This window comes from Caldicellulosiruptor bescii DSM 6725 (assembly GCF_000022325.1).
GTDB classification, from domain to species: domain Bacteria; phylum Bacillota; class Thermoanaerobacteria; order Caldicellulosiruptorales; family Caldicellulosiruptoraceae; genus Caldicellulosiruptor; species Caldicellulosiruptor bescii.
Genome location: NC_012034.1, coordinates 1,295,135 through 1,320,984, shown reverse-complemented (window position 1 = coordinate 1,320,984; position 25,850 = coordinate 1,295,135). Strand labels below are relative to the sequence as shown.

Annotated in this window: 29 protein-coding genes; 2 read left to right on the top strand and 27 right to left on the bottom strand. The window is 33.9% G+C overall.

The features are described 5' to 3' along the window. The first annotated feature begins 37 nt into the window (after positions 1 to 37). A complete protein-coding gene (locus ATHE_RS06150) occupies positions 38 to 1,240 on the top strand; it encodes a nucleotidyltransferase (RefSeq protein WP_015907722.1) in 1,203 nt (400 codons plus the stop codon). On the opposite strand, the gene ATHE_RS06145 is transcribed toward ATHE_RS06150, so the two are convergent. Continuing rightward, complete coding sequence (locus tag ATHE_RS06145; protein WP_015907721.1) at positions 1,229 to 1,987, bottom strand: patatin-like phospholipase family protein; 759 nt, start codon at positions 1,985 to 1,987, stop codon at positions 1,229 to 1,231. The genes ATHE_RS06150 and ATHE_RS06145 overlap by 12 nt on opposite strands. A gap of 67 nt (positions 1,988 to 2,054) precedes the next feature. Between ATHE_RS06145 and ATHE_RS06140 the strand changes: the two genes are divergently transcribed. Further along, on the top strand, positions 2,055 to 3,032 hold the full coding sequence (locus ATHE_RS06140) for a nucleoside recognition protein (RefSeq protein ID WP_015907720.1): 978 nt from the start codon (positions 2,055 to 2,057) through the stop codon (positions 3,030 to 3,032). On the opposite strand, the gene ATHE_RS06135 is transcribed toward ATHE_RS06140, so the two are convergent. The 26 genes from ATHE_RS06135 to larE form a co-directional block, all read right to left on the bottom strand. Then, positions 3,027 to 3,485 (bottom strand): ATPase, encoded by a 459-nt coding sequence (locus tag ATHE_RS06135; RefSeq protein ID WP_013430429.1) that lies wholly within the window; start codon positions 3,483 to 3,485, stop codon positions 3,027 to 3,029. The genes ATHE_RS06140 and ATHE_RS06135 overlap by 6 nt on opposite strands. 3 nt (positions 3,486 to 3,488) lie before the next feature. Beyond that, entirely contained in the window at positions 3,489 to 3,992 is a 504-nt protein-coding gene (coaD, locus tag ATHE_RS06130) for a pantetheine-phosphate adenylyltransferase (RefSeq protein WP_015907719.1), read from the bottom strand. Continuing rightward, positions 3,989 to 4,543, bottom strand: a complete 555-nt coding sequence (rsmD, locus tag ATHE_RS06125) for a 16S rRNA (guanine(966)-N(2))-methyltransferase RsmD (RefSeq protein ID WP_015907718.1) — start codon at positions 4,541 to 4,543, stop codon at positions 3,989 to 3,991. Before rsmD ends, coaD begins: the two co-directional genes overlap by 4 nt. 123 nt (positions 4,544 to 4,666) lie before the next feature. Continuing rightward, complete coding sequence (locus ATHE_RS06120) at positions 4,667 to 4,864, bottom strand: alpha/beta-type small acid-soluble spore protein (protein ID WP_015907717.1); 198 nt, start codon at positions 4,862 to 4,864, stop codon at positions 4,667 to 4,669. A 97-nt stretch (positions 4,865 to 4,961) separates the two neighbouring features. Continuing rightward, the gene (gene recG / locus ATHE_RS06115) at positions 4,962 to 7,001 is read right to left on the bottom strand and encodes an ATP-dependent DNA helicase RecG (RefSeq protein WP_015907716.1); all 2,040 of its coding nucleotides are present in this window, start codon (positions 6,999 to 7,001) and stop codon (positions 4,962 to 4,964) included. 7 nt (positions 7,002 to 7,008) lie between these two features. After that, positions 7,009 to 8,649 carry a DAK2 domain-containing protein gene (locus tag ATHE_RS06110; protein WP_015907715.1) on the bottom strand — a complete coding sequence of 547 codons (1,641 nt, stop codon included), beginning with the start codon at positions 8,647 to 8,649 and terminating at the stop codon, positions 7,009 to 7,011. A gap of 21 nt (positions 8,650 to 8,670) precedes the next feature. Then, the gene (locus ATHE_RS06105; RefSeq protein WP_015907714.1) at positions 8,671 to 9,021 is read right to left on the bottom strand and encodes an Asp23/Gls24 family envelope stress response protein; all 351 of its coding nucleotides are present in this window, start codon (positions 9,019 to 9,021) and stop codon (positions 8,671 to 8,673) included. A 12-nt stretch (positions 9,022 to 9,033) separates the two neighbouring features. Further along, the gene (locus ATHE_RS06100) at positions 9,034 to 9,618 is read right to left on the bottom strand and encodes an ECF transporter S component (RefSeq protein ID WP_015907713.1); all 585 of its coding nucleotides are present in this window, start codon (positions 9,616 to 9,618) and stop codon (positions 9,034 to 9,036) included. Positions 9,619 to 9,642: 24 nt separating this feature from the next. Further along, positions 9,643 to 10,344, bottom strand: coding sequence for a pseudouridine synthase (locus ATHE_RS06095; RefSeq protein WP_015907712.1), 702 nt, complete (start codon positions 10,342 to 10,344; stop codon positions 9,643 to 9,645). Between the two features lie 2 nt (positions 10,345 to 10,346). Continuing rightward, positions 10,347 to 11,714, bottom strand: coding sequence for an RsmB/NOP family class I SAM-dependent RNA methyltransferase (locus ATHE_RS06090; protein ID WP_015907711.1), 1,368 nt, complete (start codon positions 11,712 to 11,714; stop codon positions 10,347 to 10,349). 25 nt (positions 11,715 to 11,739) lie between these two features. Continuing rightward, positions 11,740 to 12,909, bottom strand: coding sequence for a class I SAM-dependent rRNA methyltransferase (locus ATHE_RS06085; protein WP_015907710.1), 1,170 nt, complete (start codon positions 12,907 to 12,909; stop codon positions 11,740 to 11,742). Between the two features lie 21 nt (positions 12,910 to 12,930). Beyond that, positions 12,931 to 13,527 carry an NUDIX hydrolase gene (locus tag ATHE_RS06080; RefSeq protein WP_015907709.1) on the bottom strand — a complete coding sequence of 199 codons (597 nt, stop codon included), beginning with the start codon at positions 13,525 to 13,527 and terminating at the stop codon, positions 12,931 to 12,933. Then, a complete protein-coding gene (locus ATHE_RS06075; protein WP_015907708.1) occupies positions 13,490 to 14,086 on the bottom strand; it encodes a molybdenum cofactor guanylyltransferase in 597 nt (198 codons plus the stop codon). Before ATHE_RS06075 ends, ATHE_RS06080 begins: the two co-directional genes overlap by 38 nt. Continuing rightward, complete coding sequence (locus tag ATHE_RS06070) at positions 14,083 to 16,014, bottom strand: molybdopterin-dependent oxidoreductase (RefSeq protein ID WP_015907707.1); 1,932 nt, start codon at positions 16,012 to 16,014, stop codon at positions 14,083 to 14,085. The genes ATHE_RS06075 and ATHE_RS06070 overlap by 4 nt, the downstream gene beginning before the upstream one ends. 22 nt (positions 16,015 to 16,036) lie before the next feature. After that, complete coding sequence (gene nadC, locus ATHE_RS06065; RefSeq protein WP_015907706.1) at positions 16,037 to 16,873, bottom strand: carboxylating nicotinate-nucleotide diphosphorylase; 837 nt, start codon at positions 16,871 to 16,873, stop codon at positions 16,037 to 16,039. Next, on the bottom strand, positions 16,874 to 18,490 hold the full coding sequence (gene nadB, locus ATHE_RS06060; protein WP_015907705.1) for an L-aspartate oxidase: 1,617 nt from the start codon (positions 18,488 to 18,490) through the stop codon (positions 16,874 to 16,876). Between the two features lie 23 nt (positions 18,491 to 18,513). Further along, entirely contained in the window at positions 18,514 to 19,425 is a 912-nt protein-coding gene (gene nadA, locus ATHE_RS06055; RefSeq protein ID WP_015907704.1) for a quinolinate synthase NadA, read from the bottom strand. An 83-nt stretch (positions 19,426 to 19,508) separates the two neighbouring features. Next, positions 19,509 to 19,925: a Holliday junction resolvase RuvX gene (gene ruvX / locus ATHE_RS06050; protein ID WP_015907703.1), complete on the bottom strand. Its 417-nt coding sequence runs from the start codon at positions 19,923 to 19,925 to the stop codon at positions 19,509 to 19,511. Positions 19,926 to 19,958: 33 nt separating this feature from the next. Continuing rightward, complete coding sequence (locus ATHE_RS06045; protein ID WP_015907702.1) at positions 19,959 to 20,906, bottom strand: aldo/keto reductase; 948 nt, start codon at positions 20,904 to 20,906, stop codon at positions 19,959 to 19,961. Further along, a complete protein-coding gene (locus tag ATHE_RS06040) occupies positions 20,893 to 22,401 on the bottom strand; it encodes a hypothetical protein (RefSeq protein ID WP_015907701.1) in 1,509 nt (502 codons plus the stop codon). The genes ATHE_RS06045 and ATHE_RS06040 overlap by 14 nt, the downstream gene beginning before the upstream one ends. Beyond that, positions 22,349 to 22,603 (bottom strand): IreB family regulatory phosphoprotein, encoded by a 255-nt coding sequence (locus ATHE_RS06035; protein WP_015907700.1) that lies wholly within the window; start codon positions 22,601 to 22,603, stop codon positions 22,349 to 22,351. Before ATHE_RS06035 ends, ATHE_RS06040 begins: the two co-directional genes overlap by 53 nt. Positions 22,604 to 22,674: 71 nt before the next feature. Further along, positions 22,675 to 23,487: a TrmH family RNA methyltransferase gene (locus ATHE_RS06030; protein WP_015907699.1), complete on the bottom strand. Its 813-nt coding sequence runs from the start codon at positions 23,485 to 23,487 to the stop codon at positions 22,675 to 22,677. A gap of 44 nt (positions 23,488 to 23,531) precedes the next feature. Beyond that, the gene (gene rplT, locus ATHE_RS06025) at positions 23,532 to 23,891 is read right to left on the bottom strand and encodes a 50S ribosomal protein L20 (RefSeq protein ID WP_013430449.1); all 360 of its coding nucleotides are present in this window, start codon (positions 23,889 to 23,891) and stop codon (positions 23,532 to 23,534) included. Positions 23,892 to 23,923: 32 nt separating this feature from the next. Further along, the gene (rpmI, locus tag ATHE_RS06020) at positions 23,924 to 24,121 is read right to left on the bottom strand and encodes a 50S ribosomal protein L35 (RefSeq protein ID WP_013403406.1); all 198 of its coding nucleotides are present in this window, start codon (positions 24,119 to 24,121) and stop codon (positions 23,924 to 23,926) included. A 26-nt stretch (positions 24,122 to 24,147) separates the two neighbouring features. Then, a complete protein-coding gene (infC, locus tag ATHE_RS06015) occupies positions 24,148 to 24,648 on the bottom strand; it encodes a translation initiation factor IF-3 (protein WP_041727133.1) in 501 nt (166 codons plus the stop codon). 260 nt (positions 24,649 to 24,908) lie between these two features. Continuing rightward, on the bottom strand, positions 24,909 to 25,739 hold the full coding sequence (larE, locus tag ATHE_RS06010; RefSeq protein WP_015907696.1) for an ATP-dependent sacrificial sulfur transferase LarE: 831 nt from the start codon (positions 25,737 to 25,739) through the stop codon (positions 24,909 to 24,911). Between the last annotated feature and the right edge of the window lie 111 nt (positions 25,740 to 25,850).

Sequence of the window (25,850 nt, the reverse complement as noted above, 5' to 3'; positions counted from 1 at the left end):
CTTCATATAAAAAACTGTCCTGAGGAAGGGTTACAAAATGAGAGTTGCTGGTATTATAGTAGAATATAACCCTTTTCACAATGGACACTTATACCATTTGCAAAAGACAAGAGAAATAACAAATGCAGACATAGTTGTGGGCGTAATGAGCGGTAACTTTATTCAAAGAGGAGAACCTGCAATTGTAAATAAATGGGCAAGGACAAAGATGGCTATTTTAAACGGGGTAGATGTCATCTTTGAGCTTCCATTCGCATATGCCTGCAATAGTGCTGAAATATTCGCATATGGTGCAATATCCATTTTAAACCAGCTTGGTGTTGACTTTATTGTTTTTGGCTCAGAATGTGGTGATATAGACAAGCTTAAAGAAACTGCTAAACATTTAGCATTTGAAGAAGATGATTTTAAGTCAAGTTTGAAAAGTTATTTGAAAGAAGGGTATTCCTTCCCAAAAGCTCGTGAACTTGCTCTTATAAAAACATGCAAAACCAATATTGAATTTTCCTCTAACAACATACTTGGAATTGAATATATCAAATGGATTTATAGGCTAAATTCAAAGATTGAACCATTTACTATAAGAAGGATAGGTGCCTCTTATAATGACCCCAACCTCACACAAGACACATACGCTTCAGCTACTGCTATAAGAAGAAACATAAATAACCTCCATGCAATCAAAAATAAAATGCCATCTGTTTCTTATGAAATACTTTTAGAAGAATTTGAAAGCGGAAGAGGACCTGTAATTCTTGAGGATTACTTTAAGCTCTTTATCTACAACGCTATCGTTGTACCAGATTTTCTGAAGAACAAAATTGATGTCAAAGAAGGGCTTGAAAATAGATTTGAAAAGTATATTTTCAATTCTCCATCAGCTAAAAATCTTCTTGAGAATGTAAAAACTAAAAGATATACCCTTACAAGACTTCAGAGAATATTCATACACGCTATTGTGAGAAACAATTTTGACCAAAAAGCTCTTCTTTCCATTACACCTTATGTGAGAGTTTTGGGATTCAACTATAAAGGAAAAGAATATTTAAATAAGATAAAAGACAAAATTGAGTACATCACAAAACTAAATCAGCAGTGGTTAAAAAACCCTCAATACAAAGAGCTTCTTGAACTTGAAATAAGATCTTCAATGCTGCATGCCCTGCAATATAAAGATTTTCACAAATATCTGCAGACAGAATTTAAATCATCTCCTATCTATATCAGTTCAAGAAGCTAAATTCTTTAAGTTTTCTAACTCCTCTTCTGCCCTTTTCTTTCCTCTTTGATACGCCTTCTCTACATCAGCAAGGGTATATGGATTTATATCTTCAAGATTAATTTTTATGAGGTAATCAAAGTACCTCTGCTTAAGTCTGAGTATCTCTTCACCCATAATATCAATGGTAGTCATTATCATTTCAAAGATATTTTTAGGTTCTTTGAGCGAACTTTTACCTGAAACATCCACACCAACTACGAACTCGCAACCATTTTCTTTTAAAACCTTTCCCGGCACTTTGTCTACTACCGCTCCATCAACCAGCACAGTATCCCCTATTTTATACGGTGGAAGAACCCCCGGAATGGATATGCTGCTTCTTACAGCATCATATAAACTTCCCTCGCTGAAGACCACCTGCTCACCTTTTAAAAGGTCTGTTGCAACAACATAAAACGGATATTTCAAATCCGAAAACCTTTTATCTCTCAAAAAAAGCTTTAAAATCTCTTCAATATTTTTACCTGAAATGAGAGCATTTTTACTTACTTTAAAATCTATGAGTACGTCATTTCTTATTTGTTTTGCTACCTTATATATAAGACCAAGGTCATATCCAAGACAGTAAAATGCGCCAATAACAGCACCAATGCTTGAACCTGAAAAAGCTTCAAATTTAAACTCCTTTTCCAGCACTTCTATAACCCCTATGTGTGCAAATCCTCTCATTGCACCAGAACCAAGTGCAAGCGAAACTTTTTTCATTTTACCCTCCATACAGCAATAATATTTTAAGTAGAATACCATTTAAATATGTATTGGAGCAGAGCACTTGAGAGAGATATTTAACTTTACCGTAATAATATTATGTATACTTTATTTTTTATCTATGTTTTTAAAGCCTCAACTTATCATTCAGTCAACAACAAAATCAGTAATCATATGGTGGGAAAAAGTCCTGCCTTCTCTCTTTCCATACTTTTTGGTTATAAATGTACTTGTAGAATCAAAACTAATAAGCCATATTTCAAACATCTTCTTTTTGCCCTCCAAAAAGATATTCAAACTTTCATCAAATGGGTTTTTAGCAATGATAATAGGAATGCTAACCGGATATCCAGTCGGTAGCAAGATGGTATGTAACTTATATAGCCAAAAATTAATCAGTAAAAACGAAGCTGTAAGGCTCCTTTATTTTGTTAACAACTCTGGACCTCTTTTTATCATTGGAACGGTTGGAATCAATCTGCTCAGTTCTAAAAAGTATGGATATATCCTATTTTTTGCCCATATACTCGCAAGTTTGATAATAGCTTTTTGTACTTCTCGATTTGCACAAAGTGAAATACTGGCAGCTTCAGAACTTTACAAACCTTTAAATTTTGATATTGGCAAGGTTTTATCAAAATCCGTAAAAGATTCAATTGAGTCCATACTTATTATAGGGGGCTTTATAACTCTCTTTTTTAATTTAAATAACATCCTCGACTATTTTAAAATTTATCATTTAATATGTAATCTCTTTAAATTTGTAGGTGCAGATGCTACTTTAGTAAAAGGACTTTTATACGGATTTTTTGAAATAACAAACGGCTGTGTACAGATTAATACAAACCCTCTTCCTGTCTGGCAAAAATTGATAGCATCTGAACTCATTATTTCCTGGGGCGGACTTTCGGTACACTTTCAAACAATATCCTTTTTGAGTGCAGCAGGTTTGCAATCTTTCCACTATATTATTGGAAAATTAATTCAGTGTGCTTTATCTACAGCTCTCATTACTTTAATTTTTATAATTTTATCGCTATGAGTTTTTCTGCCTAATTTGGTCAATATTGTCATTTAGTTCTTTTACAATATTTTCAATTGTTTTCTTTGTCTGTTCCAAAAGCTCAATGGTATAACTCTGGGCCATGAGTCTATACTCTTTTGCATGTTCTTTTGCTTTTTGGATAATCTCCTCTGCCCTCTTCTCTGCTAATTTGACAATCTCTGTCTCATCTACAAGCCCTTTTACCTTGCTCTCTGCATCATTTATGATTGCTTCTGCTTCCTTCTGAGCTCTCTCTAAAATCTTCTTCCTCTCTTCCTTTGCCCACTTGACTTGAGAAAGTTCCTGCGGCAGCAAAAGCCTTATTTCTTTTATTATCTCTAATAGTTCATCCTTTTCTACCATAACCTTTGATGTAAACGGTATTGATTTGCTATTTTCTATTATTTCCTCCATTCTCTCTAAAAGCTCCAATATACTCAGTTCACTCATTACTTATTTTTCCTCCATTTCCGTATATTTCTTATTCAACTTTTTCATTACCTTTTTAGCGATCTTTTCAGGAACTAAGTCTTCTATGCACCCTCCAAATCTAGCAACTTCTTTAACCATACTTGAACTGAGGTATGAATACTTGCTGTTTGTCATCATAAAAATTGTTTCAATCGAAGGTTCAAGTTTTTTGTTCAAAAGTGCCATCTGAAATTCATATTCAAAATCGGATACTGCCCTCAATCCCTTTACTATAACCTTAGCATTTTCTTGTTTCATGAAATCAATTAAAAGACCTTTAAAAGCTTTTACCTCAACGTTCGGCAAATGTTCTGTTGTCTCTTTTAAAAGTTCAACCCTCTCTTCAATGTCAAACACAGGTGTTTTATTTGGATTGACCAGAACAGCCACAATTAATTTATCAAAAATTTTCGAAGCCCTTTCAATTATATCAAGATGACCATTTGTAACAGGGTCAAAACTTCCTGGATATACTCCTATTTTCAACTTCTTTTACCCCCAAAACAGAAAATTGTAATTTTAGTATCACCATATTCTCTCTCTCTCAAAATAGAAAGGTTTTCATCTTCATATCGAAACTCTAAATTAGATTCAACAATTATAAGACCATTTTCACTTATTCTGTTATTTTCTATTATTTCAGAAATACACTCTTTTGCATAACCAGACTTGTACGGCGGGTCTAAAAAGATAATATCAAATACTGGACAGTTTTTAGACTTTAAAAATCTTATTACATCACCTTTTATTATCCTTGCCCTTTTCAACAAATCCAAATTTTTAAGGTTTTCCTTTATTAGATTAATGCACCTCACATCTTTTTCAACAAATGTAACTTCTCTGACACCTCTTGACAAAAACTCAATCCCTACATTTCCCGTCCCTGCAAAAAAATCAGCTACAATAAGGTTTTTATTCAAAAAAGGTGCTATCATATTAAAAATAGCTTCTTTTACTCTATCTGATGTGGGTCTTAACCCTTCAATATTTGCACTTTTTAATTTTCTACCTTTTTGCTGACCACTTATAACCCTCATTTTTTAAGCAACTTCTTACAATTTGTTTATATATTGATTATATAAAAATCCCTCTAAAAAAACAACAACGAAGAGACTCAAAAAGTCCCTTCGTTGTTGGTAAATTTTAAACACCTCGCGGGGTTATTTGCCTGCTGCTCTATTTTCATAATCCTGAATCATTCTCTTTACCATATAACCACCAATTGAACCTGCCTGTTTTGCTGTCAAATCACCGTTGTAACCTGGTTTCAACTGAACACCAATTGAGCTTGCTACCTCTGCCTTTAATTGGTCAAGAGCCTTAGTTGCTTCCGGAACAAGCTTTCTATTTCTTGCCATGGCCTTCAACCCCCTTTTTTGTTTGAGACTTTTCTTTTTTCACTATATTAATATGCTCACTTTTAAAAAAATTATAACAAGAAATATTTGAAAAGGGTTAAAGGCCAATATTTTCTATATTATTGTAAAATTGTTTATTGATTTTCTCTAAAAGTTTATTATCAACAAGATTAAGTCTAATGGTTTCTTCTGCAGCAATTCTTGCTTGCTTTAAAATATCCATATCATTTATGATATCGGCTACTTTAAAGTTCATGATACCATGTTGTTTTGTTCCAAATAAATCACCAGGTCCTCGAAGTTTTAGGTCCATTTCAGCAATTTCAAACCCGTTCTGACTTCTTGTTATAGCTATCATCCTTTTTTTGGCAATCTCTGAATCGCTTTGATTAAACAAGATACAGTACGACTGGTACTCGCCTCTGCCAACTCGCCCCCTAAGCTGATGCAGCTGGGCAAGTCCAAATCTTTCAGCATTTTCAATCACCATAACTGTGGCATTTGGAACGTTTATTCCAACCTCGACAACTGTAGTTGAAACTAATATATGAATGTGTCCATCTTTAAAATCATTTAAGATTTTGTCTCTCTCTTTTACAGAAAGTTTTCCGTGTAAGCAAGCTACATTGTAGTCTTTAAAAAATCCTTCTTTCAAAGATTTTGCAAATTCAACCGCCGATTTTGCATTCAAAGTTTCTGACTCTTCAATCAGAGGACATATCCAGTAAACCTGCCTTCCTTCATTTAACTGTTTCTTTATGAAATTGTACACACGCTGGCGAAAACTCTCATCAACAGCGTATGTCAAAATTTTTTTTCTGCCGGGAGGTAGCTGGTCAATAATAGAAATATCAAGGTCTCCATACAAAACCAAACTCAAAGTTCTGGGTATTGGAGTTGCTGTCATAACAAGAATGTTCGGTGAACTTCCTTTTTTTGTAAGCTCTACCCTTTGGATAACTCCAAATCTGTGCTGTTCATCAGTAATTGCCAAGCCAAGGTTTTTAAATTTTACATCATCTTGGATAAGTGCATGGGTTCCAATGACCATTTTGCAAAGTCCATGTTCAAGCTCTTTTAAGATTATTTCCTTTTCTTTTTTTGGAGTTGATCCAATTAGAAGTCTTACATTGAATTTATTATCAAAGTATTTTTTACATTCGTTATAATGCTGCAAAGCTAAAACCTCTGTTGGTGCCATTAGTGCAACCTGATATCCCGCTTTAATTGTTGCATACGCGCTTGCCAAAGCTACAACCGTCTTTCCGCAACCCACATCGCCTTGGATAAGCCTGTTCATCTGTTTTGTACTTTCTAAATCTTGTGCAATCTCTGCCAGCACTCTTTTTTGCGCCTCGGTCAACTCAAACGGAAGAAGCTTTTCAAACTCTTTTAAGCTACTTTGCACATTTTCAATTTTTATTCCTTCGTTTTTTTCTATGTTTTCTTTTAGAAGCAAAAGGGAAAGCTGAAGAAGATAAAACTCTTCAAACACAAGCCTTTTCCTTGCAAGTTCTAAACTCAATTTGTTTTCTGGAAAATGAATATTTTTTATTGCAAAATTGATTTCACTCAAATTATATTTTTGCCTTATATAAGGCGGAATTATATCTATAAGCATTCCATCAACTTGCTGCAAAAGATTGTTTACAATATTTCTAATCACCTTTTGTGAAAGACCTTCAGTAGAATTATATACAGGAACAATCCTACCTGTATGAATAAGATGTTGGTCATATTTCTCAAATTCAGGATTTTTCACTTCAATATAAAAGCCTTTTCTCTCAATCTTCCCAGAAAAGCAAAAAACCTCTCCTTCTTTCAAAACATTTTTTATATAGTCCTGGTTAAACCATACAGTTGTAACAACCCCGGTACTATCCTCAACAGGAATTTTTATTATCTTTACTGACCTTGTTTCTATCTCCACAGGTTTGCCTGCAACCTTTGCAACAAATGACTCTATCTCACCATCACAAAGCTCTCTTATTTTCTTTAGCCTGCTATAATCAAGATATTTTCGGGGTATGTGCCAGAGCAAATCTTCGGCTTTTTTTATACCCAGCTTTTTAAATAGCTTTTCTCTGTTTTCTCCAACACCTTTTAAGAATCTTATGTCTTTTTCAAGAACATTCATTTTACCATCACATCTCAGCTACAATAATTAATTGATAAATTTCATTTCCACTTTCATAGCTCTCAATGTCAATTTTCGGGTATATTTCTTGTATGTTTTTAACAAGCACCTCTATATCTTCTAAGGCTACACCTTTGCCATAGTAAATACTCAAAATCTGGGTTGTAGAATCAACAATCTTTTCGACACAAGCCAAAGCTACTTTTAACATATCTTTGTCACATGCAATTATTTCCTTTTTGGAAATCCCTATAAAATCGCCTTCTTCAATCTCAAACCCGTTTATTTTTGTATTTCTCACTGCCTTAGTTATTTCTACAACCTTTACTGAGTTTATAGCTTGCTGCATGAGCTTTATATTTTCTTCAATACTCTTGTTCAAATCAAACTTTATCATTGCAGTAATGCACTCAGGAATATTGGTTGTCTTCATAATCACTATATTTTTATTTGTATTAATAAGCTGTAAAGAAAGCTCTGCTGACATAATCACGTTTTTATTGTTCGGGAAAATAAATACATTTTTGGCTGGTACATTCTTTATAGCATTTACAAAGTCCTCAGCGCTTGGATTCATAGTCTGTCCGCCTTCAATTACAAAATCAACACCCAAGCCTTTTAATATTTCATTGAATCCTTCTCCTTGTGATACAGCTACAAAACCATATTCTTTTATAATAACTTCAGCCTGTGTTTGAAGTTCTGTCTCATGGTTTTCTCTTTTACTTATAAACTCCTGGTGCTGATATTTCATATTATCAATCTTTATATTTATAAGCTCACCATATTTCAAAGCCTTTTCTATTACCTTGCCAGGTGAATTTGTGTGAACGTGTGTTTTGAGAATGTCGCCATCTTGGATTACAATAATTGAATCACCAATTGTCTCAAGATATTCCTTAAATTCTTTTTCAATATTCTTTTTCAAACCGGTAATAAAAAACTCTGTACAGTAAGTAAACTTAATATCTTCAGGTTTAAAAGTGAGGACTGTATAAACTTCCTGCTGTGATGGCTCTTCAAATACCATTCCTTCTTTTAAGAATTTATACATCCCTTCAAAAATTATTACAAGACCCATACCGCCACTGTCAACTACATTTGCCTCTTTTAAAATAGAAAGCATCTCTGGTGTCTTTGCAAGCCACTTCTTCCCGCTTGAAACACACACTTCCAGCAAATCCTCTATTTCACTCACAATGCCTTCTGCCACTTCTTTTTCAACATCCTCTGCAATCCCGCGTGCAACTGTGAGCATAGTGCCTTCTGTAGGCTTCATCACTGCTTTGTAAGCACTTGCAGACGCAGATTTTAAACAAGCAACAAATGTTGGTATATCTATAACATCTTTGCCTTTTAGCTCTTTGGCAAATCCGCGTAAAAGCTGAGAAAGAATAACACCAGAATTACCGCGTGCACCTTTTAAGCTGCCAAACGCAACTGCATTCATAAGTTTGTCCACATTTTCGAAAGTCTTTCCATTTATTTCTTTTATGCTGCTGTCAAGAGTGGCAGACATATTGGTGCCTGTGTCACCATCTGGTACTGGAAAGACGTTTAATGAGTTTATCTTATCTATGTGCAATTTTAAATAATTATTTGCAGCTTTTAACATATCTTTTAATACATCTGCAGTTAAAAATTTCATAGTCCAATCCTCCTCAGCAAGTTACAAACGAATACCATCTACAAAGATATTTATAGTTCCCGGCTTTAGACCTGTGTATTTTCCAATAGCATATGAAACTCTTTCTCTGATATTTTCAGCAACAACAGGAATTCTGGTGCCGTACTCCACAATTATGTGAATATCAACGTTAACAATACCATTTTCCGCCATAACCTTTATACCTTTTTGCAAGTTTTCCCTGCCAAGAAGTGTAACTATCCCGTCTGCTACACTTTTTGATACCATACCCACAACACCATAGCTTTCCATACACGAAAGCCCTATTATTGTAGCAATGCAATCATTGGTAATCTCTATCTTTCCAAATTCATTTTCAAAATAAACACCCATAATTTTCATCTCCTATCTTTTTACAATCTTCGACAACCTTTTATAAATAACAAAAGTAACCACTGAAATTATTGTACCTTTTACCAAATTAAAAGGAATTATTGAAAATAAAATCAATGTAAACTTATCTGTCACAAGACCATTTACCTTTGAAGCAATTTTTACTATCTCTGAGATTGGAAATTTCAAAGCATTTTCGTAAAGAGGGAGAAGCACAAAGTAGTTTAGCAAACCGGCCCAGATAGAAAATGCAATGGTAGAAATAATAAGAGCTACTGCAGCACCTCTTTTAGTTCTATTCTTGGCATATATGTATCCTGCAATGTACACAAAAAAGCCGCCAATCATAAAGTTAGCAAATTCGCCTATCCCGACCGTTTTGGTAACAAACAGATGAAGTACATTTTTCAAAAATTCAACACCCACACCCCAAGCAGGTCCAAGAGCAAATGAAATTATCAATGCTATACAGTCACTAAAATCAAGCTTTAAAAATTCCGGAAATATCCCTAAAGGAAATTCTATTAGCATTACAACAAATGCTAAAGCACCAAAGATTGAAACCTTAACAAGATTTTTTAACTCAACCTGTTTCATCTTTCAATTACCTCTCCTCTCTTTTTACTTACCAAACACCAAATAAGCCTCTTCCACTTTCATCACCCTGTATTCACCCGGTTTTAAACTTTGGTCTAAATTAAGACCTCCTATTCTCAGACGTTTTAGGTCCACCACCTTATTTCCAATTGCTTCGAACATCCTTTTAACTTGATGATATTTACCTTCATATATACACAATTTGACTGTGGTACTATCAATAATAGTATATTTTGCAGGAAGTGTCTTATAACCATCATCTAAGATAATACCATTTTCAAACTCATTCAGCTTTTCCTCATCCACCTCTTTTTCAAGCCTTACTAAATACTCTTTTTCAATTCTTTTTTTGGGTGAGATAACTCTGTGCGTATATTCACCATCATCTGTAATTATCAAAAGACCTTCTGCGTCTTTGTCAAGCCTTCCAACTGTATGCAAATCTCGATACTTTAAATCATCAGAAATAAGTGAAAACACTGTAAGTGATGCCAGCTCTTCATTTGAGCACACATAACCTTTCGGTTTGTTCATCATGATATAAATCTGTTTACTGAACTTTGCAACTCTTCCATCAACTTCTATTATATCTTCTTCAGGATTAATCTTAAAATCAACTTCAACTATTTGTTTCCCATTTACAGTTACAATTCCTTCTCTTATTAACTTTTTAACCTGACTTCGTGAACCAAAACCACAGTGAGTCAGAAACTTGTCAAGCCTCATTTTTATTCTAATCTCCATCCTTTTGGGAAATAATTTTTTATTATATGTCCCTCTGCTTTACCCCAACCAAGAGTAAAGCCATCTACACATATCCCTACAAATCCATTCAGATTTTCTTTGTTCTCTATCGTCTCGCCTTTTAAATACCTCCACAACCTTTCATCTTCTTGAGAAAAGTTAATAGCAACCTTGAGATTTTCGCACTTTAAACTCGCAATCAAATGAGCAGAAGGATAAAATCTTCCTTTATAAACTTCTCCAAGCAAAAGACCATTTCGAAGCGGTGTTATTTTATCAAAAGGTCCGTCAAAACCCAAATACAGTTTGTTTGCTTTTTTATAAAACACCCTATCTTTAAAGTTACTTAAGTCTATGTTCAAGTATTTATTACAAAACTTTTCGAAAATTTTTAAATCCTCACTGTCCACCTCTAATCTTTGTGGCTGAAAAGTCCACTCAAATCCACTTTCTCGCACCTTTCTTAACTTGCAAATAAAATGTCCCTCGCCTCTGACCCTATGCGGGTAAATTCTCACCGCTTTTTTCAAATTTTCATTGCCATTTATCTCAATTCCATCCGAAAAACCCTCATATTTTTTTATCTCAACAACCTCATAGTTTTTATGTTTTTTTAAGAACCAGTCAATAATTCCTTCATTCTCTTCTACTTCAAACGTACAGGTGGAATATACTATCTCACCACCCACTTTCAAAAGTTCATCCACCTCTGTCATTATACTTCTCTGCAGATTGACATACTTTTCAGGATGATTGGAAGTCCACTTTTTGGCTGCCGTTGGGTCTTTGCGAAACATTCCCTCACCAGAACAAGGTGCGTCAACTAAAATCTTGTCAAAATATGCACCATAGCTTTCCGCTATCTCTTTTGGTTTGTTGTTCAGAATGACAACATTTGTAAGCCCAAGATTTTCAACATTCTTTACAAGCGCCTTGATTCTTGATGGTTTTACATCATTGGATATAAGCAATCCATTTTGACCAAGTCTTGCTGCTATCTGAATGCTCTTTCCCCCAGGTGCAGCACACAAGTCCAAAACTTTTTCGCCTTCCTTTACATCCAAAGCCTCAACCGGAAACATGGCTGATGGTTCCTGAATATATACAAGCCCAGCAAAATAGTATGGGTGTTTGCTCAGTCTTAACTCTTCAGTGTAGAAAAAACCATCTTTACACCATGGAATTCTTTCAAATTCAATTCCCATTTTATCTATAAACTCTTTGACTGAAACTTTGGCAGTGTTGACCCTAAAACCTTTATAACTGTCAAAGTCATATATTTTTATAAACTGGTCAAATTCATCATTTAAAATCTCTCTCATTTTTGACAAAAATTCTTCTGGCAAATTCAATTTACAGTTAGCCTCCTTGTAAATCTTATAGAACCTGAAAAATAAAACATTTGAGGTACAGAGACTCTTCATAGCTAATAAGATATGGATGGTCTTTCGCCTGTGTTCTGTACTCAATGAGCCTTAACGTCTTTTTTGCATCTATTGCAGCATCTTTAATAACCTCAAAAAATATGTCTGGCTTCATATAATGTGAACATGAACAGGTCACAAGAATTCCACCCTTTTTGAGTATCTTCATAGCTCGCAAGTTTATCTCTTTATAACCTCTTTTTGCATTTTCCAAAGTGTGTATGCTTTTTGCAAATGCCGGAGGGTCAAGTATTATCATATCGTATTTTTCTTTTTTGTCGTCAAGTTCATTCAGATAATCAAAAACATTTGCAACCACAAATTCACATTTTGATTCAACCTCATTTAACTTAGCATTTTTTACTGCTTGTTCAATTGCTGTATCTGAGATATCAACACCTATGACCTTTGATGCACCGAACTTGGCAGCGTTTATTGTAAATCCTCCTGTGTGACAGAAACAGTCCAAAATAACTTTATCCTTTACAAAGTTTCTTATTGCAACCCTGTTCTCTTTTTGGTCCAAAAAATATCCTGTTTTTTGTCCATTTTCTATATCCACTATCATCTTAATACCATTTTCCTCTATCTCAACTTCCACAGGTGAGCTGCCATATAAAAACCCCTTTCTCAAATCAAGTCCTTCAATCTCTCTTACCCTTGCATCATTTCTTTCATATATAGCTTTTGGATTGACAACCTCAACTAATATTTCTACCAGCTTATCTTTAAATTTGTCAACACCTTTTGATAATGTCTGCATTACAAGAACATCACCAAACTTGTCAACAATAAGTCCTGGTAAAAAATCAGCCTCAGCAAATATAAGCCGGCAATTTTGTGTATAACCTATACTTTTTCTGTATTCCCAGGCATCTTGAACTCTTTTTCTAAAAAAGTCAATATTAATCTCCTCATTTTTGCGTGTAAGAAGTCTTACAAGTATTTGAGACTTGGAATTTATAAATCCCTTTCCCACAAACTTCCCTTTAAAATTTAACACATCAACAATATCCCCATCCTCGAACTCCCCATCTATCTTCTGTACTTCATGCCTGAAAACCCATGGATGACCGCTCTCTACTCTCAGTCCTTTCCCTTTTGCCAAAAACACTTTTGCCATACTCCAAACAACACCTCTTTTTTAGTTTATTTTCCTTCGTACAAGGTACTCATATACAAGATAAGTAGAATAGAACCTAAACTTGCCCCAGTCACCCCAAAAACCTCTTTGTTCTTTCAAGATATCACAAAGATTTTTTAATTTACCAAAAGAAATTTTTATTGCTTCAGAAATTTCGCCATCAGTTTTTGCAAGATTATCATTTTCATACTTTTCAATTAAAAATACAAACGAATAAAAATCGAAATGTTCTTGCAAATAGAGAAGATTATACTTTATCACTCCAATCAGCAAAAAATCTTTAATATTCAGTGCAAGCTCTTCTTTTACTTCTCTTTTCAAAGCCTCATCCACATCCTCGTTAAGACCGATGCCACCAGAAGGTATCCTGTAAACCTTATCAGGATACTCTTTTTGTCTTACAACAAGCACTTCTTCACCATCTTTTATCGCAAACACCACTTCACCTATTCTATCAACATTTATTTTGCTTTTAACATATTCAAAGAATTCTCTATCTTCTATTGTTACAGTAACCTCTTTAACAATTAAATCTGTAGCTATTGGTAATCTTTCTAAATCAAACCTGGTTAGAAAGAGATCTTCTAAACCTTTCATTTGCCTCCTCCAAATCAGATTGAGTATTTATATTTCTAAAACTTTCTAAAAAAGGGTCGAATCTCAAAATTTCGTCAAGTTCAATTTTCTTTACATTTGAGTTCTGTAAGATAGTAGAAAGAGAAAATATATCCTTGTTTATAAAATCCAATGCTTTTTCTAAAAATGTTTTAGTATATACACAAAAAAGAGGCTCAAAATAGCCATTATAATAAGGAACAACTGCATCGTAACCATCAAAACTTAGCATATATTCTACAAGTTCTTTTTTCACAAACGGCATATCACATGCTATTATAAAATTCTTATTTGTTCTTGTAACCATCAAACTTGTCAAAACACCTGCAACAGGTGCATCTATATTAACTTTATCTTTTATCACCTCAAACCCTTCAAACTCTATATGCCCATTTTTTACCACAATAAACTTTTTGTCAAAAAGTCCACCTATACTCTTGTCTATTAATTGTATAACACTTTGATTACTAATCTTAAGATATAATTTGTCAAATCCAAGCCTTTTTGACTTTCCACCCGCCAAAATAAATAAATTTTTCATGTTGCCACCTTTTTCACAAATACAAAATTTGAATTAAATGCTGCTTGACTGTCCATCTCTGCTGTCTTGGGAAAAATGCAAGAGTTTATTGTCTCAATATTTTGGTTTTGATAACCTTCTTCAACAATTATATAACCTCTTTTTATATCCATTTTCAAAATTGCTTCAACAACAAAACTTCCACAGCCATTGTAAATAAGCACTTTATCGCCATTTCCAATTCCAAGTCTCTTTGCATCCTCAATATTAAAAATAGCAATTGGTCTTCTTTCAAAAAACTCCTGAGAATGCAATGTTTTTTGAGAATGAACGGTCACAAGTCTGAGCTGGTTTTTTAATATCTTATTTTCATCTATAGTTGGCACAGCTACACCCATCTTTTCATTTTCAAATTCAAATTTTTTGCTCTTTGTTGCAAATAGTTTATCTTCCCATGGAACTTCCATTTTGGTTGCACGCACAAAATATTTGTCAAATTTAATATTTAAAGCTTTCTCAAAATGAGCTTTTACATATTCTACCCACTCTTTTTCTGATTTTATAGGAAAATCCAAGTCAAGCCTTTTTGCAAGCTGGTTTATTATCTCAACCTCTGACTTTGACTCACCGATGTTTTCAATAACCTTCTCAGAAACCCCAATATAATCATGCCACATATTCGGCACAAACACATCTTCTTTCTCAAGAAAACTTGCAGCAGGAAGTATAATGGTTGCTGCTTGCGTTGTCGCTGTCAAAAACATATCAACAACAACCACAAATCTTTTTTGAAGTTCCCTAAATACCAAATCTGAGTCAGGACACTGCGAAACAGGATTTCCAGCAGATATATAAATCATCTCAATCGGCGGGTTTTGCTGGTCTTTTAGATATTCACCAAGTTTTGCTCTGTTATAAAAACGCTTATTCACAGCCCTGTTATCGTCTTTGAAAACTGAAGCTAAATTTTGAGTGAACCTGTTAGCAAAGTTTGAACCTCCGCCCTTTATTCCCACATTACCTGAGATTGCAACAAGATAGTCAATTGTTCTAATTGTATTTACTCCATTTGTATATCTTTGCGGACCATATCCAATAAAAGTTGATACAGGTTTTTGAATGTAAATATTTACAATGTTTTCTATATCTTTTTTACTCACACCGCACTTTTTCTCTATCTCTTCATATGTTATTCTACTTGCAATCTCCTTTACCTTTTCAAATCCAATGGTATACTTTTCGATAAATTCTCTGTCTTCCTTCCCATTTTCTAATATATATTTTATTGCTCCATAGGCAAGGTAAGAGTCAGACCCAGGATTTATAATCAGCCCAATATCAGCTATCTTAAACGCTTCGGTAGGGTAAATGTCAATCACTGCTACTTTTTTACCCTGTTTTTTTGCCATATGGACAAAATAAAAAAGATGAAGATTTGTCCATATAGCATTTCTTCCCCAAAGAACAATCCAGTTAGAATTAAAAATATCAAACGGTGAATGACAAAGCGAATTTCCAAAATCCATTTTTTGGGCAAGAAGACCTGCTCCCCAGCACAAACTCCCTTCAGAGTATGTCGCACCACCTAAATAATCAAAAAATAGCCTTTCAATATTTCTTAAATATCCTTCATACCCATCTCCACTATAGTATAAAATGGCACTTGAGTTGTACTTTTTTAAAATCTCTTTTATTTGCTCTGCAATCATGTCAAGAGCTTGATTCCAGGAAATTTGGTGAAATTCATTTTTGACCCTCAAAAGAGGAGTGGTTATCCTTTCTTTTGAATAAACCTTCTCAAGCAATCTATAACCTTTCGGGCATAAAAAACCATTAGTGATAGGGTGGTCTTTACTACCGTATAGTTTTACTGCTTTCCCATCTTCAACCTGAGCAACAATCGCACAACTGTCAAAACAGTCAAGTGGACAAAATGTCTTTTTTTTCATAAGAGTTTGCCTCCAAAAAACTTTAGTCTACAAAGTCAAGGCTAATATCAAGGCTTTTTACTGAATGGGTAATAGAACCAACAGAAATAATATCAACACCTGTTTTTGCAATCTCTTCAATGCTATCAATATTTATATTTCCCGATGCTTCTATTAAAACTCTTCCTTCAGCTTTCTCAACAGCCATTTTCATCTCATCAACTGTGAAATGGTCAAGCATAATTATATCTGCACCAGCAGCCAATGCCTCTTCAAACTCTTGCATATTACGCACTTCTACTTCGACTTTCATTGTATGTGGGACATTCTCTTTTGCTCTTTTTACAGCCTCTGTTATACTCCCAACAGCCTTTATGTGATTATCCTTAATTAGCACTGCATCAGATAAGGAATACCTATGATTTTTTCCACCACCGACAAAAACAGCGTATTTATCAAGCATTCTCAAAAGAGGAATGGTCTTTCGAGTATCAGTGACAGCTGCCCTGTATCCTTTCACCTTTTGGACAAGCATATTTGTAAACGTTGCAATACCGCTCATCCTTTGAAGAATGTTTAAAGCAAGCCTTTCACCCATCAAGATTGCTCGTGTTTTCCCTTGTATTTTGGCCAAAACATCACCTTTTTGAATATTGTCTCCATCAGTTTTTAACTTTTCAAATTTTATGTTTGAGTCTAATATCTCAAATACTCTCTTTGCCACATCTATTCCACATAAAATTCCGCTCTCTTTAGCCAATAAAACAGCACTCGACGTGCTCTCTTGTGGAATTAATAAGTCTGTTGTAATATCTCCATATGGCATATCTTCTATAAGTGCATCTCTAATAATTTTATCAATCACCAAAAAATTCAGCATTTAAAAAATTTCCTCCCATCCATAAATGTTTGAATATACCAAATGCTTTTTCCAGTTAATATCGTCCTGATACGGAAAATCTTTTCTGTAATGAGAGCCTCTACTTTCTTTTCTCATAAGCGCAGCATTTGCCAGGATGTATCCTATCATAAGCATGTTATAATATTCTATCTCTTTTTGAGTGCTGAGTTTCATTGTATTCAATATTTCTAACCTTGAGACAATGTAATCTATCAATTTTTCAAGTCCTTCTCTTGTTCGCACAATCCCTGCATGCTCACTCATTTTACTTCTCAAACCTTCAATCTCGGTAGCTACGTTCAAATCAAAATCCTTTTTACTCAAGCTTCTATGATAGATTGCTATATGTTTTACATTTTTTTGTAACCTGCCATTGATATATTGAGCTATTCTTCTTCCAAAAACAAGACCTTCTAAAAGTGAATTTGATGCAAGCCTATTTGCTCCATGAACACGTGTCCCTGCTGCCTCACCACATACAAAAAGGTTTTCTACAGTGGTTCTGCCAAACTCGTCAGAAAGCACCCCACCCATACTATAATGCTGAGCAGGTGCAACAGGAATTCTCTGTTTTGTAATATCGATACCAAGTTCCAAACATTTTTGATATATATTAGGAAATCTCTTTCTTATAAAGTTAGCATCAAGATGAGTAATGTCAAGAAATACGTTTTCAGAACCTGTCCTCTGCAGCTCAAAGTATATACTACGAGAAACAATATCTCTTGGTGCAAGCTCTGCAAGAGGATGGTACTTAGGCATAAACCTTTCACCAAAACTATTAAAAAGAAGACCACCTTCTCCTCTTACTGCCTCTGATATTAAAAAGCTCTTGTTTTTTTCATGATAAAGCACTGTAGGATGAAACTGCACAAGTTCCATATCCACAACCTTTGCTCCACACCTTACAGCTGCAGCACAGCCATCGCCTGTTGTCACCTCAGGGTTGGTTGTGTATTTGTACAAATATCCATAGCCACCAGATGCCAGAACAATGTTTTTTGCAAATAAAATGACATTCTTATTATTTATCTTTAGCAAAACTCCTATGGCAGTGTTCTGTTCATCGGTGAGTATATCAACCAGAAAAGCATTTTCAAATATTGTAACGTTTTCATATGACTTAACTACATGTCCTAAATGCTCAGACACAATTCTTCCTGTTGCATCACCACTTGCATGAATTATTCTTCTTCGGCTGTGTGCTCCTTCCTGACCTAAAATAATCTCCCCTTCGTCATCTAAATCAAATGGAATATTCATCTTAAGCAAAATGTTTATATTTTCAATAGCCTCGTCAACCAAAATTCTTACCATGTGCGAATCACAAAGACCGCTGCCTGCTTTTATTGTGTCCATGTAGTGTATGTCAGGGCTGTCATCATGGCTAAGTGGCGCTGCAATCCCGCCTTGGGCTAAATTGGTATTGCTAACCTGCATGGTTTCTTTTGTTACAAGAGCAGTTTTTAGCCTTTTGTCAAGATTGACTGCAGTGTATAGCCCTGCAACGCCTGTTCCAATAATCACTACATCAAAATTTAATACTTCATCACTACCAGAGTCAAATTCAATACAAAACCTTTTAAACTCTGTCAAACTAACCATCCCCAATTTACAAATTAGCCCATTTCAAGCATCTTAGAAAGTGCTTTTTTTGCGCCTTCCATAATTTCTTCCTCAACTTCTATCTGGTACCTCTCATACAAAAGAGCATCTCTTACCGATTGCAAAGTATTCTTCTTCATATTAGGACAAATCATCCCTGGATGAAGAATATAAAACTTCTTGTCGGGATTTAGCTTCTTTAAACTGTATAGCACTCCCATCTCTGTTCCAATAATAAACTCTTTTTCTTTCGAAGTATTAGCAAAATCTATTATCTGTTTTGTACTTCCGACAAAATCAGCAAGCTCAACTACTTCTGGTCTACACTCAGGATGGACCAAAACCAAAGCATTTGGATGTAAAGATTTTGCCTTTTCAACATCCTCTTTTTTTATCTTGTAATGGGTAATACAGAATCCTTCCCATAAGATGATGTCTTTTTCCGGTACCTGTTTTTTTACAAAACTTCCTAAGTTTTTGTCTGGCAAGAAAATTATTTTGTCATTAGGAAATTCTCTTACAATCTTCACAGCATTTGATGAAGTACAGATAACATCTGATTTTGCTTTGACAGAAGCAGGAGAGTTAATATAACACACAATTGAATAATCAGGATATTTCTTTTTTAAATTCTCAACATCTTCTGCAGTCACCATATCAGCAAGAGGACATCCAGCATCTATCTCTGGCAACAGTACCTTTTTATGTGGCGAAAGTATCTTTGCACTCTCAGCCATAAAATGAACTCCACAAAATACTATAACTTTTTCTGGACGCTCAGCACACACTTTGCTAAGATAAAAAGAGTCGCCCACAAAATCAGCAATCTCCTGCACTTCATCAATTTGGTAATTGTGAGCAACTATCAAAGCGTTCTTTTCTTCTTTTAGCTTGTAAATTTCATTTTTAAGCACTTCTATATTCAATAATATCACTCGCTTTTCTTGGTAAGATTTTTATCATTAATATACCATTTAAGAAGACCAAAATCAACATACACAAAAGATTCTTAGCTTCCATTATAAAAGTCAAGATACCCCTGGAGAATATAAACTGCCGCAACCTTGTCAATTATCTTTTTCTTTCTTTTCCAGTTCAGTTCTTCATCTATCACTCTTTCAACAGCTTTTGTTGAAAATCTCTCATCCCATTTCACAATCTCTACATTGTATCTGCTTCCAATCTTTTCGGAAATCTCATCAATTTTTTTAAGTTTTTCATCTTTCTGATCAGGATGCAGCTTAGAAAGAGGATAGCCTATCACAACCTTTTCTATGTTGTATCCTTGAAATATCTTGTCAAGTTCTTCAAACAAATCTTTATTTCGTAACTCAATTGTCATAACCGGCTGGGCAGTAATTTTGAGTGGGTCTGAAATTGCAACACCAACTCTGCTGTTACCTATGTCAAGACATAGAATCCTCAATTTTCAACCACCTTTCTATTTTTCCAATTTGCTTCAGATTACTTTTAAAGCAAAAAGCTTACAATAGCTACTGCAGTATCCACAGCAAAGACATTTGGAATAGTCAACAACCACTTTTCCATCTTTCACAGAAATAGCATTTTGGTGGCAATGCAAAGCGCACTCTCCACAGCCTTCACACCAGCTTTCAACATGAAGCTTTTTTGTCTTTATATTTTCTAATAATTCCTTTTCCAAGTAAACCTTCTTTTCCTCAAAGCATCTAATATTATAGTCAACTTCAAATATACTTTGCATACCAATTGCAACAGAATGAAGATAAGGAAAGTCAAATATAAACTCAAGCGCTTGTCTAAAATTAGAAAGGAGGTTGCCTCCACCAAATATTTTCATAGCAAAAATTCCTTTGCCATGTATGTAAGCTTCTTTTATTGCCTCAGCCATCTCATCAACTGTACCATCTACAATTCCAATTCCCTTATAGTTAAATATTGGATGGATAACTTCAATTTCTGGATATTTGAGAGCATCTTTTACCGCCTTTACATAGTGGGTAGATATGCCAAAATGTTTGATATACCCTTTTTCTTTTGCTTTTAAAAAATACTCAACTGCTTCATAATGTCCTTTGAAAGTATTCTCACCTTCCTGTTCATGGAGCATAAATAGGTCTATGTAGTCAACATCCAGTTCTTTCAATGCTTTATTTAAAGAAAATTCTGCTGTTTTTTTATCATAAGCATATGATTTTGTAGATATCACTGGTCGTATCCCACTTATCTGGATTGACTTTCTTATGTATTCATATGTCTCATACAGCTCAGCAGTATCAACAAAATTTATACCTTTTTGATACGCGTACGCCAAAAGCCTTGCTCCATCTTCAATAGATAATCTCTTTTGAAGCGGCCCTAAAGTCAAGGTACCAAAACATATTCTGCTCACATAAAGTGATGTACTTCCAAGTTTAATTGTTTCCATATTCTTTCACCATCTTTGCAATGTATATATTCAAGTTTAAAAATCCCAATAAAAGACCTACAATTATCGTGCCTGAATCGTTTAAAAGCCATGCAAACATAGTAATTATAATAAACAATTTTATTTTTTCTTTTTCAAGTGGTCTTAAAACCAAAATTTCATTTTTGGTCAAAGCTAAGATACTTAAAATCACAAAGTAACTAACAAGCAAAATTGTCAATGGATATAATACAAAATAAGAAAGATTCATGAGCAATTTTCTTTTAATTGTATCAACTAAAACCTCAGTGTTTGAAAAAACATTAAATAGATAGCTATTCTTGAAGATAGCAAAAACTATCAAGATTGCAGCTGGTAACAATAAAAAAATCATCTTTTTTTTGTTTCGTGAATTTATAACTGAAAACGAAATAAAACCTAAAAGCATGGAAACAAGCCCGCCAAAATTTATACCATAATACGGAATAGATAAAAATACAGCTAAGATCCCAAGGATTATATAAAGATTTTTCAAAGGAATTTTAGTCACAATTGAAAATACAAATGCAAAGCCCAATAAATAAGCAAAAAATTCATTTCCTATGCCATAAAACCTATTTGCAAATGAAGGATGATATCCCGCAGTAGAAATAATTTGCAAATAGTTATCATAAAAAATAGCTTGAATCAAAATAGAGAGGATTCCACTCAAAGCAACTCCAGCTTGAGTTTTTTCTAAACTGAAGTATGATAATATTAACGAAGTTGCAAAAAATAGTAATAAAAATATAAAAATATGGTTAATATACTGAACTATTATCGGTGAGTAGATAATAAAAAGGTACGAAACTATCACAGTGGTAGGCAATAATTTTAAAATATACATACGTATGCCGTTTCCTGCATCTATTTTAAAATCGCCAAAATAGATTGTTGCTTCTAAAATTGAGAAAATAATAATAACAGTAAAAAGCACTATCAAATACTTATTAAGATACATAAGCTGATAATTCAATGCCCAAAAAAACTTCCACAAGTATTGTAAAAAGTCTTTTGCTACTAATATTTTGGCATCATTATTAAACTTGCCTTCTAATATATCCATAAACTCGCTGTCCAGCACAAGTCCAACTCTTTTAGTGTGAACTGACTTGAAAGTAAAAAAGCCTTCATCAGAAAGGTTATCGAAGACAAAGATTAATCTGTCATCACCACTGTATAAAAAAAACAGACCCTCTTTTTTCTTTTTTATCTGTGATAGATTACTAATATTTGTCCCTTTTTTCCCAAGATATTCTTTAATCTTTTGACTTCTTTCTTCATCTTTTAAAACTACAATCACTGCCCAACCTTTTTTGCTACTTGAAATAACTTCTTTTACAGCAGCAAAAAAATATTTATTAATAAACTCTTTCCCTTCAAACTTGTAGAAACTGAATGCAAAACTTAAGCTGAAAATTAAACTACTCAATGTTATTATCAATATAAAACTTAACAATTTCTTCCAATATTTCATCTCTTTCAATTCTCCTTATTATAGAGCGGGCATTCTTATGATTAGTAATATAAGTTGGGTCACCTGATATTAAGTATCCTACAAGCTGAGCAATTGGATTGTAACCCTTTTCTTTCAGCGCACTGTAAACTTCACTCAATATCTCTTTAACCTTTTTGTCCATACTCTCTTCAAATGAGAAATGTTGAGTTTTATCGTTCATTTCTTATACCACCTTTTAATTAATTTTTAAGCCCTCATCCACAATTTTAACTCTGGATGAAGGCTTAAATTCTATCTTTTTCTCAATTCATACAACACAATTGAAGCTGCCACCGCCGCATTTAAAGACTCTGTTTCGCCGACCATAGGAATTTTTATCTTTCTTGTTGCCACCTTTGCAAAAGAATCGCTAACTCCTTCAGATTCATTACCAATAACAATACAAAATCTTTTGTCAGGAACAATTTTGGAAATTTCAATATCACCATACGGCGTTGCCACATAAACTGCAAAGCTATTATCTTTTAGGATTTTGATTAATTTTCCCTCTTCAGCCTCTCTCATAATCTGTAGATGAAAAAGTGAACCCATTGTGGCACGTGTTGTCTTAGGATTGTAAATATCAACTGTTCCCTTTGTTGTTACAACAGCGTCAAATCCAAATGCATCAGCACATCTAATTAATGTTCCCAAATTGCCAGGGTCCTGTAGCTTGTTAGCTACAACTACTCTTCTCAGATTTTTTATAAAATTTATGTCTTTGTCAACAAAGTTGCACTCAGCTAAAATACCTTGTGGTGTAGAAGTTGTAGTAATGTATTCAAACAACTTATCAGGAATCTCAATAACTCTTTTTATTTTCCCATCTTGTAAAAGACGCTTGCACTCCCAGTAAAATTCTTGATACCTATCTTTCGCCTGTTGAGAAAATATAACCAAGTTTATACATTCAATCTGATACTCAATAGCTTCTTTGACAAGTTTTAAGCCTTCAATTATGAAAGACCTAAACTCTTCTCTGTACTTTTTATCATGCAGTTTTTTTACTCTCTTTATACATTCGTTCTCGCGACTGCTAATAAACTCAACTTTTTTTGTGGACATCTTATCAATAACCCTTGTTAAAAAAAATTAAAATTTGAAACATTTTACTGCGCATTTATTTGCTTTTTAGCAATTTCAACCAGCTCAGCAAATGCTTTTTGGTCATTAACAGCCATATCTGCTAAGACTTTTCTATTAAGATTAATTCCTGCTTTTTTAAGACCATTCATAAACTTGCTGTACGAAAGACCATTTTGTCTTGCTGCTGCATTAATTCTTGTTATCCACAGTCTTCTAAAATCTCTCTTTTTAAGCCTTCTACCTATATATGCATATCTTAAAGACCTCATTACAGCTACATGCGCTTGTTTAAAAATCTTGCTCTTTGCACCAAAATAACCCTTTGCAAGTTTTAGCCATTTTTTATGTCTCTTTCTTGCCCATACACCATTTTTTATTCTCATTTATAACTCTACCTCCTGCTCAAAATTGTTGTTTATAGGTACGGCAAAAGCTTTTTGACTGCTTTAACGTTAGTAGCATCAACAACCACCGTCTTTTTCAAATTTCTCTTTCTCTTTCTTGACTTACCGCTCAAAAGGTGACTTTTACCTGCTTTCTTTCTCAAATATTTCCCACTTCCGCTAATCTTAATTCTTTTTGCAAGACCTCTATGTGTTTTTAGTTTCGGCATCAAAAACTCCTCCCCATCAAAAATTTTTATTGCTGTTTTGGCGCAATGACCGCTGTAAGGTTCTTTCCATCCAATTTCGGCTTTTTTTCAACAACTCCGTAATCTTTTATTTTTTCTATAAACTTGTTTATAATCTCTTCACCTATTTCAGGATGCAAGACTTCACGACCCCTAAAGCGAATAGATACCTTTACTTTGTCTCCATCCTTTAAAAACCTAATTGCATTTTTTACTTTTACGTTAAAGTCATGTTCTTCAATTGTGGTTGTAAGCCTGATTTCTTTTACGTTAATAACCTTTTGATTTTTCTTTGCCTCTTTCTCTTTTTTGGCAAGTTCAAACTTATACTTGCCATAATCCATTATCTTGCACACAGGCGGATTAGCATGAGGAGCAATCTTAACTAAATCAAGCTTTTTTTCCTCAGCAATCCTCAGTGCCTCTTTTATGCTCATAATTCCAAGTTGAACACCGTTCTCATCAATAACTCTTACCTCTTTGTCTCTTATCTGCTCATTAATGAGCAAATCTTTATTATTTATATTAAAACACCTCCTGAAAATAAATAACCCCAATTCCTAATTTAAACAAAAAGTGGATAGAAGCATAGCCTATCCACTCCCTTACCTCTTTTTGAGCCATATTAAATGGCTCAAAAAGCACTATTGACCCTCCGAGTCATTTCTCGGAAAGGTGAGAAGCGATAGACTTCTACTTCTTTTTCACCTTTATAAGGATACCATATATACTTTGAAAATGTCAATATCAAATAAAAATTTTAAAAAACCTATAAATTCAAACTCAAATTCATACTCCCTGTTCTGTACCCCTCTAAATCTAAAGTAATATACAAAAAACCTAACTCTTTAAACTTATTCCTAACACTCTCTATTAACTTAATATTTAAAAACTTCTCCATCTCATCCTTACCTATTTCTATTCGTGCAAGTTTGTCTTGATGATACCTTACCCTCACCTGCTTAAACCCAAGTCCAAGTAAATATTCCTCAGCTTTTTCTATCATGCTTAATTTTTCTTTTGTTATTCTTTCTCCGTAAGGTATGCGTGAAGAAAGGCATGCAAAGGCAGGTTTGTCCCATGTTGGAAGTTCCAACTCTTTTGACAATTTCCTAATATCCTCTTTTGTAAGCCCAGCAACTTTAAGTGGACTTACCACATTCAGCTCACATGCCGCCTTCATGCCAGGTCTAAAATCATTCAAATCATCAAAGTTTGAACCATCCGCAACATACTCAATTCCATGTGCCTTTGCTACTTTCCATATCTTTTCAAAAAGCTCTTTTTTGCAGTAATAGCATCTATCAACAGGGTTTTTATTGAATCCCTCAATTTCAAGCTCTTCTGATTCTATGACTATGTGTTTTGCTCCTACTTGTTTTATGAATGTTATTGCATCATTGAGTTCTCTTTTTGGATAGGTTGAGGATGTTGCAGTCACAGCAATAACTCTATCTCCTAAAACATCATAAGCAACTTTGACTAAAAATGTACTATCCACTCCACCTGAATAAGCAATTGCAAGGCTTCCTAAGCTTTTGATATAGTTTTTTAATTTTTCATATTTTTCTTGTAATGTTTCATCTATTATGATATCCATAAAATTACTCTCCTGTATGTTATTGTATTAAATTATTTAGATAGATTTAGTATAAATTTATTTTACACGTCTCCTTTTATTCTATCAACATCTTTTTAAACACACTAAGTT

What these genes read in the sequence shown, in the direction of transcription:
- ATHE_RS06150 (WP_015907722.1), top strand. Translation starts at nt 38, where the DNA reads ATGAGAGTTGCTGGTATTATAGTAGAATATAACCCTTTTCACAATGGA.
- ATHE_RS06145 (WP_015907721.1), bottom strand. Translation starts at nt 1,987, where the DNA reads ATGAAAAAAGTTTCGCTTGCACTTGGTTCTGGTGCAATGAGAGGATTT.
- ATHE_RS06135 (WP_013430429.1), bottom strand. Translation starts at nt 3,485, where the DNA reads ATGAGTGAACTGAGTATATTGGAGCTTTTAGAGAGAATGGAGGAAATA.
- rsmD (WP_015907718.1), bottom strand. Translation starts at nt 4,543, where the DNA reads ATGAGGGTTATAAGTGGTCAGCAAAAAGGTAGAAAATTAAAAAGTGCA.
- ATHE_RS06120 (WP_015907717.1), bottom strand. Translation starts at nt 4,864, where the DNA reads ATGGCAAGAAATAGAAAGCTTGTTCCGGAAGCAACTAAGGCTCTTGAC.
- recG (WP_015907716.1), bottom strand. Translation starts at nt 7,001, where the DNA reads ATGAATGTTCTTGAAAAAGACATAAGATTCTTAAAAGGTGTTGGAGAA.
- ATHE_RS06110 (WP_015907715.1), bottom strand. Translation starts at nt 8,649, where the DNA reads ATGAAATTTTTAACTGCAGATGTATTAAAAGATATGTTAAAAGCTGCA.
- ATHE_RS06105 (WP_015907714.1), bottom strand. Translation starts at nt 9,021, where the DNA reads ATGGGTGTTTATTTTGAAAATGAATTTGGAAAGATAGAGATTACCAAT.
- ATHE_RS06100 (WP_015907713.1), bottom strand. Translation starts at nt 9,618, where the DNA reads ATGAAACAGGTTGAGTTAAAAAATCTTGTTAAGGTTTCAATCTTTGGT.
- ATHE_RS06095 (WP_015907712.1), bottom strand. Translation starts at nt 10,344, where the DNA reads ATGAGGCTTGACAAGTTTCTGACTCACTGTGGTTTTGGTTCACGAAGT.
- ATHE_RS06085 (WP_015907710.1), bottom strand. Translation starts at nt 12,909, where the DNA reads ATGGCAAAAGTGTTTTTGGCAAAAGGGAAAGGACTGAGAGTAGAGAGC.
- ATHE_RS06080 (WP_015907709.1), bottom strand. Translation starts at nt 13,527, where the DNA reads ATGAAAGGTTTAGAAGATCTCTTTCTAACCAGGTTTGATTTAGAAAGA.
- ATHE_RS06075 (WP_015907708.1), bottom strand. Translation starts at nt 14,086, where the DNA reads ATGAAAAATTTATTTATTTTGGCGGGTGGAAAGTCAAAAAGGCTTGGA.
- ATHE_RS06070 (WP_015907707.1), bottom strand. Translation starts at nt 16,014, where the DNA reads ATGAAAAAAAAGACATTTTGTCCACTTGACTGTTTTGACAGTTGTGCG.
- nadC (WP_015907706.1), bottom strand. Translation starts at nt 16,873, where the DNA reads ATGCTGAATTTTTTGGTGATTGATAAAATTATTAGAGATGCACTTATA.
- ATHE_RS06045 (WP_015907702.1), bottom strand. Translation starts at nt 20,906, where the DNA reads ATGGAAACAATTAAACTTGGAAGTACATCACTTTATGTGAGCAGAATA.
- ATHE_RS06040 (WP_015907701.1), bottom strand. Translation starts at nt 22,401, where the DNA reads ATGAAATATTGGAAGAAATTGTTAAGTTTTATATTGATAATAACATTG.
- ATHE_RS06035 (WP_015907700.1), bottom strand. Translation starts at nt 22,603, where the DNA reads ATGAACGATAAAACTCAACATTTCTCATTTGAAGAGAGTATGGACAAA.
- ATHE_RS06030 (WP_015907699.1), bottom strand. Translation starts at nt 23,487, where the DNA reads ATGTCCACAAAAAAAGTTGAGTTTATTAGCAGTCGCGAGAACGAATGT.
- rplT (WP_013430449.1), bottom strand. Translation starts at nt 23,891, where the DNA reads ATGAGAATAAAAAATGGTGTATGGGCAAGAAAGAGACATAAAAAATGG.
- rpmI (WP_013403406.1), bottom strand. Translation starts at nt 24,121, where the DNA reads ATGCCGAAACTAAAAACACATAGAGGTCTTGCAAAAAGAATTAAGATT.
- larE (WP_015907696.1), bottom strand. Translation starts at nt 25,739, where the DNA reads ATGGATATCATAATAGATGAAACATTACAAGAAAAATATGAAAAATTA.